At 38.1% G+C, this 17,050-nt stretch carries 18 protein-coding genes, 1 tRNA gene, 1 pseudogene and 1 other annotated feature; all 20 genes and pseudogenes read right to left on the bottom strand.

The window, feature by feature from the left end; translation table 11 throughout:
* Nucleotides 1-5: 5 nt before the first annotated feature.
* Nucleotides 6-77: transfer RNA gene (locus KJR31_RS07550), tRNA-Glu, on the bottom strand.
* 110 nt (nucleotides 78-187) lie between these two features.
* Complete coding sequence (gene nusG, locus KJR31_RS07545; RefSeq protein ID WP_214262781.1) at nucleotides 188-724, bottom strand: transcription termination/antitermination protein NusG; 537 nt, start codon at nucleotides 722-724, stop codon at nucleotides 188-190.
* Between the two features lie 49 nt (nucleotides 725-773).
* Complete coding sequence (gene secE / locus KJR31_RS07540) at nucleotides 774-950, bottom strand: preprotein translocase subunit SecE (RefSeq protein ID WP_214262780.1); 177 nt, start codon at nucleotides 948-950, stop codon at nucleotides 774-776.
* A 9-nt stretch (nucleotides 951-959) separates the two neighbouring features.
* The gene (rpmG, locus tag KJR31_RS07535) at nucleotides 960-1,112 is read right to left on the bottom strand and encodes a 50S ribosomal protein L33 (protein WP_001809375.1); all 153 of its coding nucleotides are present in this window, start codon (nucleotides 1,110-1,112) and stop codon (nucleotides 960-962) included.
* A gap of 120 nt (nucleotides 1,113-1,232) precedes the next feature.
* Entirely contained in the window at nucleotides 1,233-1,925 is a 693-nt protein-coding gene (locus KJR31_RS07530; protein WP_214262779.1) for a phosphoglycerate mutase, read from the bottom strand.
* 133 nt (nucleotides 1,926-2,058) lie between these two features.
* Nucleotides 2,059-2,427 (bottom strand): hypothetical protein, encoded by a 369-nt coding sequence (locus KJR31_RS07525; RefSeq protein WP_214262778.1) that lies wholly within the window; start codon nucleotides 2,425-2,427, stop codon nucleotides 2,059-2,061.
* Between the two features lie 101 nt (nucleotides 2,428-2,528).
* Nucleotides 2,529-5,321: an isoleucine--tRNA ligase gene (gene ileS, locus KJR31_RS07520; protein ID WP_214262777.1), complete on the bottom strand. Its 2,793-nt coding sequence runs from the start codon at nucleotides 5,319-5,321 to the stop codon at nucleotides 2,529-2,531.
* A gap of 45 nt (nucleotides 5,322-5,366) precedes the next feature.
* Nucleotides 5,367-5,579, bottom strand: a binding site (T-box leader).
* Entirely contained in the window at nucleotides 5,576-6,388 is an 813-nt protein-coding gene (locus tag KJR31_RS07515; protein ID WP_214262776.1) for a DivIVA domain-containing protein, read from the bottom strand. It overlaps the preceding feature by 4 nt.
* 16 nt (nucleotides 6,389-6,404) lie before the next feature.
* A complete protein-coding gene (locus tag KJR31_RS07510) occupies nucleotides 6,405-6,659 on the bottom strand; it encodes a DivIVA domain-containing protein (RefSeq protein ID WP_214262775.1) in 255 nt (84 codons plus the stop codon).
* Between the two features lie 8 nt (nucleotides 6,660-6,667).
* Entirely contained in the window at nucleotides 6,668-7,453 is a 786-nt protein-coding gene (locus tag KJR31_RS07505; protein WP_214262774.1) for an RNA-binding protein, read from the bottom strand.
* Entirely contained in the window at nucleotides 7,450-7,710 is a 261-nt protein-coding gene (locus KJR31_RS07500; RefSeq protein ID WP_006153053.1) for a YggT family protein, read from the bottom strand. Before KJR31_RS07500 ends, KJR31_RS07505 begins: the two co-directional genes overlap by 4 nt.
* Complete coding sequence (locus KJR31_RS07495; RefSeq protein WP_214262773.1) at nucleotides 7,710-8,258, bottom strand: cell division protein SepF; 549 nt, start codon at nucleotides 8,256-8,258, stop codon at nucleotides 7,710-7,712. Before KJR31_RS07495 ends, KJR31_RS07500 begins: the two co-directional genes overlap by 1 nt.
* 9 nt (nucleotides 8,259-8,267) lie before the next feature.
* The gene (locus KJR31_RS07490) at nucleotides 8,268-8,939 is read right to left on the bottom strand and encodes a YggS family pyridoxal phosphate-dependent enzyme (protein ID WP_214262772.1); all 672 of its coding nucleotides are present in this window, start codon (nucleotides 8,937-8,939) and stop codon (nucleotides 8,268-8,270) included.
* Between the two features lie 5 nt (nucleotides 8,940-8,944).
* Nucleotides 8,945-10,198 (bottom strand): cell division protein FtsZ, encoded by a 1,254-nt coding sequence (gene ftsZ, locus KJR31_RS07485; RefSeq protein ID WP_214262771.1) that lies wholly within the window; start codon nucleotides 10,196-10,198, stop codon nucleotides 8,945-8,947.
* A gap of 16 nt (nucleotides 10,199-10,214) precedes the next feature.
* Nucleotides 10,215-10,415, bottom strand: a complete 201-nt coding sequence (locus KJR31_RS08645; protein WP_434223051.1) for a cell division protein FtsA C-terminal domain-containing protein — start codon at nucleotides 10,413-10,415, stop codon at nucleotides 10,215-10,217.
* Nucleotides 10,391-11,582, bottom strand: a pseudogene (gene ftsA / locus KJR31_RS07480) (cell division protein FtsA); the annotation flags it as partial. The pseudogene ftsA and the gene KJR31_RS08645, both read right to left, overlap by 25 nt.
* Nucleotides 11,583-11,975: 393 nt before the next feature.
* Nucleotides 11,976-13,031, bottom strand: a complete 1,056-nt coding sequence (locus KJR31_RS07475; RefSeq protein ID WP_214262769.1) for a galactofuranosyltransferase — start codon at nucleotides 13,029-13,031, stop codon at nucleotides 11,976-11,978.
* 15 nt (nucleotides 13,032-13,046) lie between these two features.
* The gene (gene glf, locus KJR31_RS07470; protein ID WP_214262768.1) at nucleotides 13,047-14,144 is read right to left on the bottom strand and encodes a UDP-galactopyranose mutase; all 1,098 of its coding nucleotides are present in this window, start codon (nucleotides 14,142-14,144) and stop codon (nucleotides 13,047-13,049) included.
* Between the two features lie 126 nt (nucleotides 14,145-14,270).
* Nucleotides 14,271-15,419 (bottom strand): polysaccharide polymerase, encoded by a 1,149-nt coding sequence (locus KJR31_RS07465; RefSeq protein WP_214262767.1) that lies wholly within the window; start codon nucleotides 15,417-15,419, stop codon nucleotides 14,271-14,273.
* A 213-nt stretch (nucleotides 15,420-15,632) separates the two neighbouring features.
* Nucleotides 15,633-17,048, bottom strand: coding sequence for a flippase (locus KJR31_RS07460; protein WP_214262766.1), 1,416 nt, complete (start codon nucleotides 17,046-17,048; stop codon nucleotides 15,633-15,635).
* Nucleotides 17,049-17,050 lie beyond the last annotated feature (2 nt).

Here is a 17,050-nt window from a genome sequence, read left to right as displayed (position 1 = left end):
ACCCATAGTCCGTACGGGATTCGAACCCGTGTTACCGCCGTGAAAAGGCGGTGTCTTAACCCCTTGACCAACGGACCCTGAGCTTTTTCAACTCTTTCTATTATATACACTTTTACAATCTTGTCAACTAGTTTTTTTAAAATTAGTTGACAAGATTCTAGGTACACAAGTAGATGAGTAACTGATATTACAATTCAGCAATTTGATTCAAGTTTACTTCTGCTACTGTATCATTACCAAACATTGAAATAATCATTTTCACTTTGTTATTATCAATTTCAGTGATTTTTCCTGTGTAATCAGTAAAGGCACCATCAATGATTCGAACTGTTTGACCAACTTCAACATTGATATTGAATTCTTGAACCGTTTGTCCCATTGATACCAAGATATCTCTGATTTCTTGTTCCAATAGTGGAGTTGGTTTAGATCTGTTACCGTGTGACCCAACAAATCCAGTAACGTTTGGTGTGTTACGCACTACAAACCAAGCTTCATCTGTCATAACCATCTCTACAAGAACATAACCTGGGAAACGATTTTCTTCCACTTCTTTTTTCTTCCCATTTTTTTCAACTTGCACTGTTTGAGTTGGGATTTCAACACGTAAGATGTTATCCAACATATTGTATGTCTGTGCACGTTGCAAGAGATTTTCTTTTACTTTATTTTCATAACCAGAATATGTTTGTAGGACAAACCATCCTTTATCAAAACTATCCATCTTTTTTCCTTTCTTAATGGTAAACTTCTTTCAGCCTATTTATATTATCTTAAAAAATGTTAATGAATCGGATCAATCCGCTAACGATCAACTGATCAAAAATATAAATGATAACAACAAAGAAGGCAGTGTATTCCATGATAGATTTAAAATCTACCCAACTTTGTTTTCGTGTTGGCCAAGTTGTATCTCTAAGAAGTGTAAAGATATCCTTAATAAAACCCATTCTTTTCTCCTATCTCGTTTCTCGGTGTGTTGTGTATTTACCACAATGTTTACAAAATTTATTTACTTCTAAGCGAGTCGGTTTGGGATTCCCACTAATTTTAATCGAGTAATTTCGCGAACCACAAACCGCACAGGCTAAACTTGCTTTTTTAAGTGCCATAGCGCCTCCATCCTATCTATTATAACAAGAATCCTTGTCTTTGACAAGTTAAATTACACCTTGCGTTTTCCTATTTTTAAAATAAAAAAGCCTAGGAATAATCCTAGACTCTATTTTACATTATTTTCCGAGGTAGTATTCAGAAACAACGTTCAAATTTTCGTCAAATTCGAATACCAATGGTGGGAAGTTAGGGATTTCCACATCCATGATTTCATCGTCTGACAAGTGTTTGATGTGTTTTACAAGGGCACGGATTGAGTTACCGTGTGCTCCTACGAATACATTTTTACCGTCTTTAAGAGCTGGAGCGATTTTATCTTCCCAGAATGGAAGGGCACGTTCCAAAGTAACTTTCAAGTTTTCAGCATCTGGAATCACTGAGTCGTCAAGTGAAGCGTAACGACGGTCAGTGTGAGCTGAGTATTTGTCATCACGAGGCATTGCAGGAGGCAATACATCGTATGAACGACGCCAAATGTGAACTTGTTCATCACCAAATTGTTCAGCAGCTTCAGCTTTGTTTTTACCAGTCAAACCACCGTAGTGACGTTCGTTCAAGCGCCATGATTTTTCAACTGGAACCCAAAGTTGGTCAGATGCTTCAAGAGCAAGGTTAGTTGTTTTGATTGCACGTTTCAATACTGAAGTGTAAGCTTGGTCAAATTCAATACCAGCTTCTTTGATTAATTTACCAGCATCGATAGCTTGTTGAGTTCCTTTTTCAGAAAGATCTACGTCAGCCCATCCTGTGAAAAGGTTAGCTTTGTTCCATTCAGACTCACCGTGGCGAGCGAAAACCAATTTTACCATTAGTTGGATTCTCCTTTTATTTTTCGAGGTTTCCCTCGTTTATCTATTCTATTTTACACAATTTTTCACAAAAAAGCTAGTTAAAATCAACGAAAAAGAGAAGAGCGCTTCAACTCTTCTCTTAGATAATCATTTATCCTTCAATTTTAAATTGTTTCAAGCTTGCTAGGTACAAAGCCCCACCAATGACAAGGACAATTCCACCAATCCACCCAAGGAAAGGAATCAAGGCGACTACAGATCCAACGATAAATAGAATCGATGGTGCTAGTGAAATACGATTGTCATCCTTATAGTAGACAAGTGAGAGGATTCCAAGAATGAGGGTTGCAATTTTCACTAAAGAAAATACAACGAAAATAATTCCCAAAATAAGCCCTGCAGCATCTTCGTCTTCAGAAATGGCTGCAAGAAATACCATAAAAATTGGTAAGAAAGCTAAAATTGCCCCTGCAATAATACCAATAAAGCCATCTACTTGTGCTAGTGTTTTTGTCTTCATAAATATCTCCTTTTATTTTAATAAGGTATATTATACCATATTTTTATTAAAGTTTTTATTTTTTAAAAAAATACAGGAATTTCTCCTGTATTTTTGTTCGATTATTTAGCTTCAAATCCTTCTGCTACTGCGTCCGCAAAGTTTTCTTCTACGATGCTTGCACAGTGGTCACAGATGGTTGCGTTGTAGCTACGTTCTGCTGTACTTGGATCGATACGACGGCAACGGTCACAAACCTCACCAGCTGCACGTTCAACAGTGAAGGAAACATCTTCGAAGGCCACTGCATCTTCTGGAGCTGAACCTTCTGCAATGGTCAACTCTGAAACAATCAAGAGTTGAGCAACATTGCTATCCACTGCGCCAAGAAGAGTCTTCACTACTTCATTGGGATAAACTGTCAAATGAGCTTCAAGAGATTTACCGATCACTTTTTCATTACGAGCTTCTTCCAAGGCTTTTTGCGCTTGACCACGGAAGTCCATAAAAGCTGACCAAGTGTCTAAGATTTCTTCTTGGTTCGCAAATGTCTGTGCTTCTGGCAACTCTGATAATTGAACGAAGTCTTCTGCTTCAAACTCAAGATATGACCAGATTTCTTCCGCAGTATGAGGAAGAATTGGAGTCAAGAGCTTAGTAATTTTGACAAGGATGTCATAGAATACAGTTTGCATTTGACGGCGTTCAAGAGATTTTGCGCCTTCAATGTATACAACATCTTTGGCAAAATCAAGGTAGAAGGCTGACAAATCAACGTTGATAAAGTTCACCAAGGCCTTATAGATTGTTAAGAATTCGAAGTTTGCATAAGCATCACGAATGATCTTAACAAGTTGGTTAAAGCGAATGGTCATGTACTTATCAACGGAACGAAGTTCTTCGTAAGCGACTGAATCTTCAGATGGGTTAAAGTCAGATGTGTTAGCAATCAAGAAACGAAGGGTGTTACGGATCTTACGATAAGTTTCAGAGACTTGGCTCAAGATATCCATTGAGATACGCACGTCGTTGCTTGAATCAACACTGGTTACCCAGAGACGCAAGATTTCCGCACCAAATTGTTTTTCAACATCGCTTGGAGCAATGGTATTTCCAAGAGATTTAGACATCTTCTCACCTTTACCATCCAAAGCAAAACCTTGCGACAAGATTTGTTTGTATGGTGCGACGCCATGGTTAGCTACAGAGGTGATGAGTGATGAGTTGAACCAACCACGGTATTGGTCGGAACCCTCAAGATAAAGATCTGCTGGATATTTGAGTTCTGGACGGTTAACCACGACACCATTCCATGACGAACCTGAGTCAAACCATACATCCATGATGTCTGTTTCTTTCTTGAACTCACCATTTGGCGAACCTGGATGGGTAAATCCTTCTGGCAAGAGGTCTTTGGCATCACGTTCCCACCAGATAATTGAACCATGTTCTTCAAAGAGTTGAGCTACATGCTCGATGGTTTCAGCTGTCATGATTGGTGTTCCGTCTTCTGCATAGAAGATTGGAAGTGGCACACCCCAAGCACGTTGACGTGAGATAACCCAGTCACCACGGTCACGGATCATGTTGTAAAGACGGACTTTACCCCACTCTGAGTGGAACTTGACTTTTTCAATTTCGTCCAAGATTTCTTGACGGAATTTCGATACAGATGCAAACCATTGTGGAACTGCACGCCAGATGATTGGTTTTTTCGTACGCCAGTCAAATGGGTAGGAGTGAGAGATTTCTTCTTGGGCAAGTAGCAAATCACCAAGTTTTTCAATAACCGTTGGCACAACCTTGTCGTAGAATTGACCTTCGAACTCTGCACCTGCATTGGCCATCATGATCCCGCGTTCGTTAACAGTCACGGCAACTTCTAGACCATTGGCAACACCGACATTGTAGTCGTCCTCACCAAAACCAGGGGCTGTATGGACAATACCTGTACCAGAGTCAGTTGTAACGTGATCACCAAGAATCACCAACTCATCTACAGCTGTATCCCATGGGTGTTCTGTCACGATGTGGTTGAGGTCTTGACCACGATAAGTTGCCAAAACTTGAACATCCGCCCAACCGAATTTCTCAGATAAGCTGTTCAACAATTCTGAAGCCACGACAAACTTACGGGTTTCGCCAGTTGGTTGTACCAATACGTAATCAATATCCGCACCAACAGTCAGACCACGAGAAGCAGTGATGGTAAATGGAGTTGTTGTCCAAACGACGATGTAAGTATCTGTATCAAGGACACCTTTACCATCTTTTACCTTGTTGGCATAGTAAAGGGACGTAGAAACCAAGTCATGGTATTCAATTTCCGCTTCGGCAAGCGCAGACTCAGATGACCAAGACCAATAAACAGGCTTCGCTCCACGGTAGATATAGCCTTTATTCGCCATTTCACCAAAGACACGGATTTGCGCTGCTTCATAGTCAGGAGTTAGTGTTACATATGGATTTTCCCAGTCACCTGAAACACCCAAGCGCTTAAAATCTTCGCGTTGTTTATCTACTTGAGACAGAGCGTATTCACGGCAAAGTTTCAAGTACTCAACCAAGTCCATCTCTTTGCGTTTAACGCCTTGTTTTGCCAAAACTTGCTCAATTGGCAGACCATGAGTGTCCCAACCTGGAATATATGGTGCGTAAAATCCTGACATAGACTTAGAACGAACAATGATATCTTTTGAAATCTTGTTCATGGCATGTCCGACGTGGATGTTCCCGTTAGCGTATGGAGGGCCATCATGAAGAGTGAAATGTGGTTTTCCTTCATTTAATTCTTGACGACGTTGGTAAAGTTTAGCTTCGTCCCACTCTTTTTGCCATACTGGCTCTTTGGTTGGAAGTCCGGCACGCATTGGAAATTCTGTTTTCCCAAGGTTTAGTGTTTCTTTTAGTTTCATGATTACTCCTTAATGTAAATTGACAATATAAAAACCACGACTCGCAAAAAGGACGAAAATCGTGGTACCACCTTTGTTCGGAAAAAGACCTAGTCTCTTTCCCTCTTTTCCCGTAACGTGGGCAACGTCAAATCTTACTATTTTCAGATTTGATACTAAGAGAGGATAAATTTACCAACAGGGATTGTAGGACTTCCACCATCTCCTACTCGCTAGAAATTTGATTGATAAATTCTTGTTCTCTAATGAGATTCTTATAAAATTAAAACTGACTCTTGTTGATTGTTTGGATCGTCTTGAGATTCATTCTCATACGATTGTTCGACAGGAGTTTCAGCAACCGGCTGAAGTTCAACTTCAGTTTCAGTTGACTCTTCAGTAGCTTGTTCAGCCTCTAACAATTCTTTGTTAGCTGCTTCAATACGTGCCTGAAGTTCCGCAACTTCTTCTGGAGAAAATTGACGAGTCATGTCAATTGGCTCTTCATCATGGTATGAAGATACATCTTCACCTAGAACTTCTTGGACGACTTCCTTGAAAGCTTCGTCGCTAGTTTGCAAATATGTTGCAGTCGGACGCAAAATTTCTTCCCAATCTGATGAATCAACAATAGCCAACTGACTTTCGATTGTTGATTTCAAACGTTGGTGGAAGACGCGGCTCTTGTTCTTCAATTCTTCTGTTTCCACAGCAACTTTTTTAGCATTATCTGTAGCTTGTCGCAAAATTTCATTGGCTTTATATTTAGCTTCATCAAGTAAACGTTGAGCATCTTGCTCAGCCTGCTTAATGATGTTATTAGAGCGGTCATTCGCAGCTTGTTTTACACGTTCAGCTGTATCTTGAGCAATCAAAACTGACTGACTCAATGAATCTTTGATTTCGTCAAAATAAGATAGACGCTCTTCTAAATTTTTAATGTGCTGTTCTTTTTCATGATTACTACGAACCAAATCTTCATAGTCACGAACAACAATATCTAAAAATTCATCAACTTCTTCACGGTTAAAACCTCTAAACTGAACGCCAAAGGTTTTATCCTTAATTTCTAACGATGTAATTGGCATATTTTTCCTCACTTAATTAATAAAAAATAGAATCATTGATTGCTTCTGGTTCCTGCTCGTTTGTTACTGTTCTCTTAGGAATATCATTCGTATAATAGGAAAGACGTTCTTCTAGTTTTTTGATATAGAGTTCAGCTTCATCTTTAGATCGAATCATTTCCTCTAATTCAAAATATATCTTATCTAGAAATAGGTCAACCTCTTCCTGATCGTAACCTCTGAATGTTCTTGAGAATTCCTTGTCAGTAATATCTTGTGGTGTAATTGACATGTTTATTCTCACTTGCTTAATAGTAGCTGGACTGTTAATTTTTTCTTATCCTTTTTGGTCTGACCGTTTTCTTTAAGTAAAATCATTCGTCCAAAGCGTCTGACACTGATTAAATCACCAATTTTTACCGGATAGTCAGATTTTTCAACTATGTGATAGTTGACCTGAACCAACTTTTTTTCAACCAGAGTCGAAGTTTGGGAACGAGATAATTTCAAGATACTAGATAAGAAGGTATCCAGACGAAGGCTTGAAACCAAGACTTCTTTTTCCTGATAGTCCTCTTTAGATTCTATCATATCTGAAAAAGACCGCTCTACCAAATTTACTGGCAACTTGGAAATTTTTTGAATTCCATCCTGAAACAGAGTCGTAAATCTCTGATCGACAATTATTTGAGCCCTCTCATCTGTTACCAAGATGTCGCCAAATAACTTACGATCAATACCTAGTCGATTGAGAACTGTTCCCAATATCTTTGAATGGGTCAGTTGCTGAAACTTGCTGGGATACAGAATCTCAAGCAAGGTCATTTCAAAATCATCCAAACTTGGCGTAAAGTAATCTGGCGCTAAAATAACCCTAGCATACTCCGAAGAGATATAACTCGTACTAGAGAAGACTTTTATCCCTCTATTATTTCCCAACGTTTCCAAGATAAATACTTGGTGAGGATTTATAAAAGGAGATAAAATCGGTGCATAGTGCTCCTCAACTTGCCTCAACCATTCCAAACCCTTATCGATGAATGGAATATCCTCCGTTGCGAAATGTTGGTAAAGTTCTTTACTCATAATACGACCAGCAAATTGATGAGATAGCGACTAATCATTCGCAAGAGAATTAGGGCTATCCAAACCGAGAAATCCAAGCCTGCAATTTGAAGAGGTAGACGTTTCAGGGGTTCAAGAATTGGTTTACACAAAGTCTCTAAGAATTTCCCCAACTGGGTGTTATAGGCATTTGGAAACCATGATAATAGAGCAAAAGCTACAAGTATCAGCGAATAGATATCTGTAGCATTTTGGATAAAACGAATTATTAGAAACATTAACGTACTCTATTTCTCTTCATGTCAAAGTCGTATTCTTCACTTTGAGCTTCTTCAGGCAAACGAATATCCTCAATGTTGACCACAACACCTACTGGTGTCAAAAGATACATTGTGTTCGCAACTTTTCTTAACTCACCAGCAAGGACATGACGTGCTCCATCCAAGTAATCCAAACAACGACGAGCTTGAACTTCTGTCATATATTGGAAGTCAATCAAGATACTTTCATTTCCTGCCAACAAATCAACAATATCAGTTGCATCTTCGTAACGGCGTGGGTAACGAACATCGATGGTTACTTTTTCAGTAGAACGATGGCTTTCAATTGCTAGTTGTTGCTGACGGGCATGAAGTTTTGTAATATTTTTCTCTTTTGCTTCAACTGGAGAAGATTCTTGAGCAGTGGCTTGCTGTGGTAATTCTCTTTTTTGAGGGACCGAAGCTAGTGAACGTTCAGGTTGTGCAGCTACAACTTCTGAAGCAACTTCATCTCCATCTTCTGTAAAGTAATCTATAAATTTATCAAATTTATCTTTTAATGACATGATTAATTCCTATTTAAAAAATGCTGTACCAATTCGAACAAAAGTCGAGCCAGATTGAATCGCTTCTTTATAGTCACGACTCATTCCCATACTTAGTTCTGTCATTGGCATATTGGGGAGTTGTTGTTCACGAATGTATTGTTGCAACTCTTGCGTTTCTTTAAAAATTTTTTGCAACTCTTCTGTTTGAGCTTCAAACGGAGCCATGGTCATGAGACCAACATACTCTATTTTATCCAAGCTAGACAAATCTTGTAAGACTGCCAACAGTTCTTCTTTTGAAAAACCATGCTTGCTTTCCTCGCCAGAAATATTGACCTGCAAAAAACATTTAACGGTTCGATCGGCACGTTTTTGAATCTCTTGGGCTAATTTCAAAGAATCTAAAGCATGAAAATAATCAACAAAAGGAATGACATCCTTAACTTTTCTTCTTTGTAAGCTACCAATTAAGTGCCAAGTAACATCTTTATCACTTAAAGCATGATACTTTTCAAGAAATTTGTCGACACGGTTTTCACCGATGTGTTTGACTCCTTGGTCGATCAAATTTGCTGCAGTTGCAATATCAACATATTTTGTTACGGCAATTACAGAAACCGAACCGTCTTCACGGCCGGTTTCTTGAACTGCTTTTGTAACCTGTTGAAATACCTGATTTGTATTTTCTTTTAAATCCATTTCTATTAACGGTTTTTGAAGAATGGTGGTGTTTCCAACTCATCTTCGTCAGAAGCTTGCGCTTCGAAACGCTCAACTGGTGATACGACTGATTCACCTTGACGAACAATTGAATCACGTCTCAAGTCCCAGTCACCAAAAGCTGATGCTTTAGGTGCTTCAGTATGACGTTGTGAAGGAGTTGGAAGTTCAGCTGTTTCTGCCAAATCAAAATGACGGTCATAAGTGTGAGTATGACCAGATTTTACTGGTTCACGGAATGACGCTTGTCTTGGTTGTGGCGCTACAACTTTGTCGACTGTATCTTGACGAACTCCAGTAGCAACAACCGTTACACGGATTTCATCTTTCATTGATTCATCAATAGAAGTACCGAGCCAGATGTTTACGCCATGTCCAGCAGCTTGATTGACGATTTCAGAAGCTTCTTCTGCTTCAATCAAAGTCATATCCAAACCACCAGTTACGTTAACGATAACATCTTCTGCTCCATCAATTGTTGTTTCAAGAAGTGGTGAGTAGATAGCTTTACGAGCCGCTTCAATAACGCGCTCTTCTCCACTACCAATACCAATACCCATAAGGGCATTCCCTTTGTTTGCCATTACTGTCTTCACGTCAGCGAAGTCCAAGTTGATCAAACCAGGATTTGTAATCAAATCTGTAATCCCTTGAACACCTTGGCGAAGAACGTTATCTGCTTCAGACAAAGCTTCAAGAAGTGGAGTTTTCTTGTCAACAATTTCTAACAAGTTGTTGTTTGAAATAATCAAGAGAGTATCAACATGCTCGCGAAGTTCGTTGATTCCTTCGATTGCGAACTGACCACGTTTACTTCCTTCGAAACCGAATGGACGTGTCACAACACCGACAGTCAAAGCACCTAAACCTTTAGCGATACGAGCGATAACTGGTGCAGCACCTGTACCAGAACCACCACCCATACCAGCAGTGATGAAGACCATATCTGCGCCACTGATAGCTTCAGTAATTACTTCTTCGCTTTCTTCAGCAGCCTTACGACCAACTTCAGGCTGTCCTCCAGCACCAAGTCCACGAGTTAATTTTGGACCAAGTTGGATAACTGTTTCAGCTTTTGTACTGCTCAAGGCTTGTACATCTGTGTTGGCTGCGATGAACTCAACACCTGAAACGCCTTCGTCAACCATGCGGTTAATGGCGTTTCCACCGCCACCACCGACACCAATTACTTTAATTACTGCACCTTGTGCTGCTGCTGTATCAAATGAAAATGTCATATTTTATTCCTCTATCCTATTCATCAAACATGCTTCCGATTAAGCTACGGAATCGTTCAGTCAATTTTGGTTTTTCTTCTGATTGATTTGGAGTTATTGAGTCAGCAGCATAAGTTGGTTCTGCTGATTCAGTTGAAGTTGTACCAAACACTGAACGTTGAGAAGCTGCAGGTTTTTCCTGACTTGAAGTTCTGAAGTCAATTGGTTGTTGACGCAAAACTTGATCTCCTCTGATAGCTCTTTGAGCCAAAACATTAATTTCTGTAAGGCTTCCAGCAAATTCAGACAAACTAATTACATGAGCAAATGCAGGATTGCGGATACCCACTTGGTTTGGAACGTAAAGTTTTACACGAACTCCAAGTACTTCTTGGGCGAGCTCAACGACACCCGGCAGAATAGCATTTCCACCAATCAGAGCAATACCACCTGGCAAGTCCAACAAATGTCTTCTTTCCAAATCTTGTTTGATTTGTTCAAAGATATGTTTCAATCTAGCTGAAATGATTTGAGCCAAGTATTCTTCTGTAACTTCTACAGGTTCTACTTCTCCAATAACTTCAACTTGGAAGGTTTCTTTGCTTGCAAGTTGTGGGTAAGCTTCACCGTAGTTAAGCTTCAAACCTTCTGCAATTTTCTTAGAAGTTTTAAGAACTTTTGAAATGTCTTTAGTGACGTAATCGCCACCTTCTTGGTAAACATTTGTGTATTGAAGCTCTTGATTACGGATAGTAGCAACGCTTGTTTGACCACCACCCATATCGATAACAGTCGCTCCAAACTCACGTTCTCCTTCGTTAAGAACAGAGTTTACAATTGCAAGCGGTGAAATAATCACGTTATCGACTTGAACTCCAACACGTTCTACAGTTTTACGAAGGTTGTGAAGAATGGTTCTTGGACCTGTATAGAGAAGTCCACGCATTTCCAAACGAACACCCATCATACCACGAGGGTCACGAATGCCTTGGAAACCGTCTACTACAAATTCTTCTGGCACAAACGTAATCACTTCACGATCAGGTGTCATGCTCTTTGTCAAAGCTGATTTGACAACATTCTCAACATCTTGATCTGTAATTTCTTTTGTATCTGATGTTACAGGAATCATTCCTTGAGTTGGTTCCACTTGCAATAAGTTTGCTGGAAGTCCAACATTTACTGATTTGATTGAAATCCCTGCTTTTTCTTCTGCTTGAGAAATAGCAGATTTGATAGCCGTTGCTGCGGCTTCGATGTCAACGATAATCCCATCCTTGACACCTTTACTTTTGGCGTTACTAACACCGATTACATTTACTTCACCATCTACAAGCTCAGCAACTAACACTTTAATTGAGCTTGTTCCAATATCTAAGCCTGTAAAGAAACCATTTCTAGTCATTACATTGCGTCCTCTCTATCTTCCAAGTTTCACACTTTGATTTTTTAACAGCTACAAGAAGGCATAGCTATTCACAGAATATTATATCACAAAAATCCGATTCGTGCCTAATTTTTTGTGATTTTATCGAAGGTTTTTCATTAAATTTATTTTAATATTCCATTACAAGTCCCTCTTTTTTATTTTTTCTATGAAAAACTGTGTAAAAGAGTTAGAAAAGCTGAAAAATGCGATGTAATTCATTATATTTTTCCAAGTATTTTCATGCCAAGTTCATTTCAATTTTACGTTAAGATGAAATACTTAATTTTCCCCTAAAAAATCGTTCTCTGCTGGTCTAATTTTTATACAAAAATGATTAGTTGTAACAAAAAAGAAGTCCAAAAAGACTTCTTATTTTGTTAATTCTTTAAGAGCACTGGTTAGATAAAAACCTTCTCTGATTTTCTTACCGATATGTTTGGCATTTTCTACCAAACCTTGATAATCGGATTCTGATAGATTCTCAATCGTAGTTTTTAAATCATGAAGTGACTCTACTGCAATCCCACAGCCATTCTCAAGCACAAAGTGAGACAAGGCTGACTGACTCCAAACCACTAAAGGAAAACCTGATGCCAAGTATAGCGACGCCTTGTGAGAATTGTTGAAGCGAAGGTACTCACCAAAGACACCACTACACGTGTCAGCACTATCACCATCCCAGACAAGTCCAAAACCTCCCTCAAGAACTGAAGGTAACTCATCAGGCAGAAAGGAACCAAAGTAAGTTTCGTTTAAAAGAGATCTACTCTCATCAAATCCGACACCATAGAGATTATAAGAAGGTTCTGCAGGAAGTTTATAAAGATAACCCGCTTTTTCCTGAGCCAAATTACCTGCTACAATGATTGGTTGTTCCTTGGATAATTTTTCTTTTTCTATGAAGCTCGGAATGAGATAATCAAAAATGTCCAAGCTTACAATTTTTTTCTCAGAAAGACCTTGCTTCACCAAAAATGATTTCATGATTGGGTTATGAGCAACGATCCCATCAGCGACGCCCAAAAGACTAGATTCTTGGAGACGAACTCGAATCTTATGCTTCAAAGGTACTGTATCCAAATTCGCATAGCGTAAAGCTTCCAAATCATGAATAATAAAGTAGACTTTCACCCCTCTCCGCTGGATTTTTCTTACCAAGCGAGTGGTGAAAAAACTATGATGGAGCATAGGAAATTGAATCAATAATTGATCCTCTGATTTCAACTGAGAAAAAGCTTGAGCTAGAGCTTTCGCCTTGTGTTGTTGGGCTTTAAAGGTTCCCATTTGGTACCAATCATCAACTGTTAACAACAAAGGTTGATAACCTTCTCGTTTGACGATCTCCTCGACATCATTTCTAGCCTTATTTCCGGCGTTACGAGCACCAGAATCTTTTAAAAACTCTTCTTTTAGAAAATACTTCATGGATCTCTGTTTCTTTCAATCAAATTCATTTGCTACGACTTCCAAAGCACGCTCAATGACCACGTGCATATCGTAGTATTTATAGTCTGCTAGGCGTCCACAGAAGATGACCTTGTCATTTTTGGCTGCTTCTTCTTGATACTTAGCAAACATAGCGTTGTTCTTTTCATCGTTGATTGGGTAATATGGTTCGTCTCCACGTTTCCAATCAGCAGGGTACTCACGAGTGATAACCGTCTTCGGTTGAGTACCATACTCGAAATGCTTGTGCTCGATGATACGAGTATAAGGAATCTCACGCTCGGTATAGTTGACTACAGCATTCCCTTGATAATTTTCCTCATCCAAGATTTCGTGTTCAAAACGCAGGCTGCGGTATTCCAACTCTCCATGCTTATAGTCAAAGTACTGGTCAATCATGCCTGTAAAGACAACTTTATCAGCTGATTTTTCCAGCTCTTCACGATTAGCAAAGAAATCAACCCCAAGCTCTACTTCTACATCGCCTAACATGTTTTCGATGATGACGTTGTAGCCACCGATTGGAATCCCTTGGTAACGATCGTTAAAGTAGTTGTTATCAAAGGTCAAACGCACTGGAAGGCGCTTGATGATAAACGGAGGAAGGTCTATTGCAGAACGTCCCCATTGTTTTTCTGTATAGCCCTTGATCAATTTTTCATAGATGTCCGGACCAATCAACTTGATGGCTTGTTCTTCCAAGTTTTTAGGCTCAACATCTTTCATATCAGCCGTTTGCTCGGCAATCTTGTCTTTGACTTCTTGGGGAGTCTTGGTCCCCCACATAGCGTAGAAGGTATTCATGTTGAAAGGAAGATTATAAAGGTTCCCCTTGTAGTTAGCCACTGGTGAGTTGATATAGTTGTTAAACTCAGCAAACTGATTGACATAATCCCACACTTTTTTGTTGGAAGTATGGAAAATGTGGGCACCATACTTGTGAACATTGATGCCCTCAACATTTTCACAGTAGATGTTTCCACCGATGTGATCACGCTTGTCAATCACTTTTACTTTTTTGCCACGTTTTGTAGCTTCGTGTGCAAAGATTGCTCCAGACAAACCTGCTCCAACGATTAAATAGTCATACATATTAAAACTCCGTTAATAAACTCTACAATTTCTTATTAATGCCGACTCAGGATCAGCAAAGGTTAGTTACTTTTTTAGAAAGGTATCATTTCATGTATTAGACCCGCCTAAAATTTAGTACTAAAGCTAAGTCTCATTTGATGCAACAATATCATTTGATTCTTTTTTGCTAAAGGTATTTGTTGTAAATAGCAAAAACATGAATATATTATATGTAGGAACAAACCAAAAGGCTTCAATCATACAGTTAAAAGCAATCAATGATAAAATTGCAACTAATAAATATTGACCATCCTTATACTGTTTCCTTGAGGCGACAACATAAATGATTATCAATAGAACTACAGGCACTATTCCATATGTAAATAACATCTGCACATAAGAGGAATCTACATAGTTATACCCTATTACAGATTCTGTTTTTCCACCTGATCCTATAAATTGAACGTTTCTCGTCCCAAATAGATGAACTCCAAATGTATCAAATGCATTCCTACCTAGAGCTAGCCTTCCCGTGATTAATTTGTTTACCGATACCAAAAATGGATTAGACCAAGAAAACTTGTATGACAAATAGGTAACAACTGAAGCGAATACAACAACCGAATAAGGTAACAAGGCAAATATTTTTAATTTTTTCCCGTTGCTATAATAAAAATACATAAAAATAGCTGTCGCTAACAAGATTGATAAAGCATTTAAACGCGCATCACAGTATTTTATAATAAAGGCGGATAGCAAGACACCAAACAGAGATCTGGTCCATATTAATTTATCTTTTAAAAGATAAGAAATTGCTATAAATAGATAGAAGCAATGTGATGCAAAGTCAGTAGGATAAATAAACCCAAACGAATTCCGAATAACACCTGCACGATTATATTGCAGGTTAGGAATCATGCCAACCAGCGATAAAAGAAAAACTCCAACTACGAGAATACCAGCTACAATTACATAGTTCCTCAAAACTACTTTCATATCCACATTAACCAAAAGGACTAGTAGCATCGAATAGACTAGAAAATTAAGCCTGTGCGTTTGAAAATACACTAAAATCCCCGAAAGCAACAACAGAGTAGAAAGTATTAGATATTTGTATGAGACCCGCATTTTATACAAAAAACGAAGCCCTAAAAGTAATACAACCAAAAATAGGAAATTTACTTTGACTTGAAAAAAAGTCCTATCCAGCATCGTAGTTGATATGGTATTAAAAAATACCACTACAGATACAACAATGCTGACTAGTAGGTTTTCAAATTTAATTTTTATCATATTTTTTGAAAAAGAATCATACAGTGTGAATTATAAGAAAAAGAAATATCAAATTGAATGAGAAAAAATAATATTTCTTTAATCTTCTAGTTCACTTATACTCTTCTATCCTCCCTTTCCTAACTATTTAATCAACCAAAGCGAATTTAATCTATACAAGAATTCATTTTACAATAAGACTATAAGCTACTGAAATTTTCTATTCATTCAATTTCACTTATTCAATAACTGCTGTTTCAACTCTTTTGGACTAATTACCTTTAAGAATAGTATTTGAAAAATGTAAAGTATCGCTCCTATTGTAGCAAATACCATAACATTTATAACAGGCGTAAAATTCACTGTAGTTTTTACAACGAATAGTACACCGTACATGAGAGCTGATGCTCCTATAATTTTAACTGTCGAAGCAAGAAGAGGCACTTCCTTTAAATAGTTTCTTGTAAAATACAGTTGAATAGCCCATACTAAGGCTTCTGTTAATACAGAAACAATGGCTGCTCCGATATAACCTAATTTAGGTAGTAATAATAAATTTAAACCGACACTCACAATAGCTGGAATAGTTGTCGAAATCATAAATTCTTTATTTTTATTATGTGGAATCAAGATTTGAATACCCATAATATTTGTCCAGCCAATAAAGAACATTCTAAAAATCATAATTGCTATCGCATATTTAGCATCTTGGAAATCCTGTCCTAAGAAAAATTGCACGAAATCATCATTAACAATTAACATTCCTGCTATTATAGGAAAAATGACTAAATTGTATATTAAGAAAGACATCTGATGCATTTTGTTTACAGCCTTGTGATCTCCAGTTGATAGGAGATTGGCAACACGAGGAAGCATTACGCTTCCTAACGAAGTCACTAGTGTAAGCAAAATATTGACCAATTTTAAGGCTTGGTCATAAATTCCGACGTCTTTAGTTGAGGCTAATGCCCCTAGCATAGTACGATCCAAAGTAACATATAGCGAAATAGCTATTTGTGGCAAAAACAAGAGAACAACTGGTTTCAAGTGTTGTTTAGCATAGGACCAATCAAAATGTGGTTTCCCGATAAATTCTCTAGCTGGCAACCACATACTAAACTGCCCCAATAATTCAAATATTGTTAGCAAAAACACATAAAGATATAAATCATTTGCTGATTTTACAAATAAGAAGATTGAAATGACACCGACCAGTTTAACAGTAATATTTCTAACTGTTATCTTGCGAAAATCCTCTAACCCTTGAAATAACCAGGAGATATCCATCCCTTTAGATACCAGACTCAAGCCCAAAATATATGCAACGGGATTTTGCATAAATGACAAGGACATACATAAGAGAATGTATAAGCATATCGACAGAATGGTCGCACCAAACTGCAAGGTGTATATGCCCCAAAAGTTTTTTCTGATATCTTTACGATGGCCTGAAATTTCTTTTGTACCATAATTGGCCACACCCAATGTCGCCAATAAAATAAAGTAGGTTACAATTGAATTGAAATAACCATAAGTACCTAAATCAGTTGAACTAAATACCCTAGTTACATAAGGTGTTGTTATAATAGGAAGAATTATCACTAGTAGCTGGTAAGAGAGATTATATGCATAATTTTTTAAAACCTTCATTC

This window comes from Streptococcus infantis, from assembly GCF_018499575.1.
GTDB classification, from domain to species: domain Bacteria; phylum Bacillota; class Bacilli; order Lactobacillales; family Streptococcaceae; genus Streptococcus; species Streptococcus infantis_K.
Note: the sequence above shows the minus strand (reverse complement) of the source record. Positions and strands in the feature narration are given on the sequence as shown.

Bases quoted from the DNA above. Each gene is read 5' to 3' on its own strand.
- nusG (WP_214262781.1), bottom strand. From the start codon at position 724: ATGGATAGTTTTGATAAAGGATGGTTTGTCCTACAAACATATTCTGGT.
- secE (WP_214262780.1), bottom strand. From the start codon at position 950: ATGGGTTTTATTAAGGATATCTTTACACTTCTTAGAGATACAACTTGG.
- rpmG (WP_001809375.1), bottom strand. From the start codon at position 1,112: ATGGCACTTAAAAAAGCAAGTTTAGCCTGTGCGGTTTGTGGTTCGCGA.
- KJR31_RS07530 (WP_214262779.1), bottom strand. From the start codon at position 1,925: ATGGTAAAATTGGTTTTCGCTCGCCACGGTGAGTCTGAATGGAACAAA.
- KJR31_RS07525 (WP_214262778.1), bottom strand. From the start codon at position 2,427: ATGAAGACAAAAACACTAGCACAAGTAGATGGCTTTATTGGTATTATT.
- ileS (WP_214262777.1), bottom strand. From the start codon at position 5,321: ATGAAACTAAAAGAAACACTAAACCTTGGGAAAACAGAATTTCCAATG.
- KJR31_RS07515 (WP_214262776.1), bottom strand. From the start codon at position 6,388: ATGCCAATTACATCGTTAGAAATTAAGGATAAAACCTTTGGCGTTCAG.
- KJR31_RS07510 (WP_214262775.1), bottom strand. From the start codon at position 6,659: ATGTCAATTACACCACAAGATATTACTGACAAGGAATTCTCAAGAACA.
- KJR31_RS07505 (WP_214262774.1), bottom strand. From the start codon at position 7,453: ATGAGTAAAGAACTTTACCAACATTTCGCAACGGAGGATATTCCATTC.
- KJR31_RS07500 (WP_006153053.1), bottom strand. From the start codon at position 7,710: ATGTTTCTAATAATTCGTTTTATCCAAAATGCTACAGATATCTATTCG.
- KJR31_RS07495 (WP_214262773.1), bottom strand. From the start codon at position 8,258: ATGTCATTAAAAGATAAATTTGATAAATTTATAGATTACTTTACAGAA.
- KJR31_RS07490 (WP_214262772.1), bottom strand. From the start codon at position 8,939: ATGGATTTAAAAGAAAATACAAATCAGGTATTTCAACAGGTTACAAAA.
- ftsZ (WP_214262771.1), bottom strand. From the start codon at position 10,198: ATGACATTTTCATTTGATACAGCAGCAGCACAAGGTGCAGTAATTAAA.
- KJR31_RS07475 (WP_214262769.1), bottom strand. From the start codon at position 13,031: ATGAAGTATTTTCTAAAAGAAGAGTTTTTAAAAGATTCTGGTGCTCGT.
- glf (WP_214262768.1), bottom strand. From the start codon at position 14,144: ATGTATGACTATTTAATCGTTGGAGCAGGTTTGTCTGGAGCAATCTTT.
- KJR31_RS07465 (WP_214262767.1), bottom strand. From the start codon at position 15,419: ATGATAAAAATTAAATTTGAAAACCTACTAGTCAGCATTGTTGTATCT.
- KJR31_RS07460 (WP_214262766.1), bottom strand. From the start codon at position 17,048: ATGAAGGTTTTAAAAAATTATGCATATAATCTCTCTTACCAGCTACTA.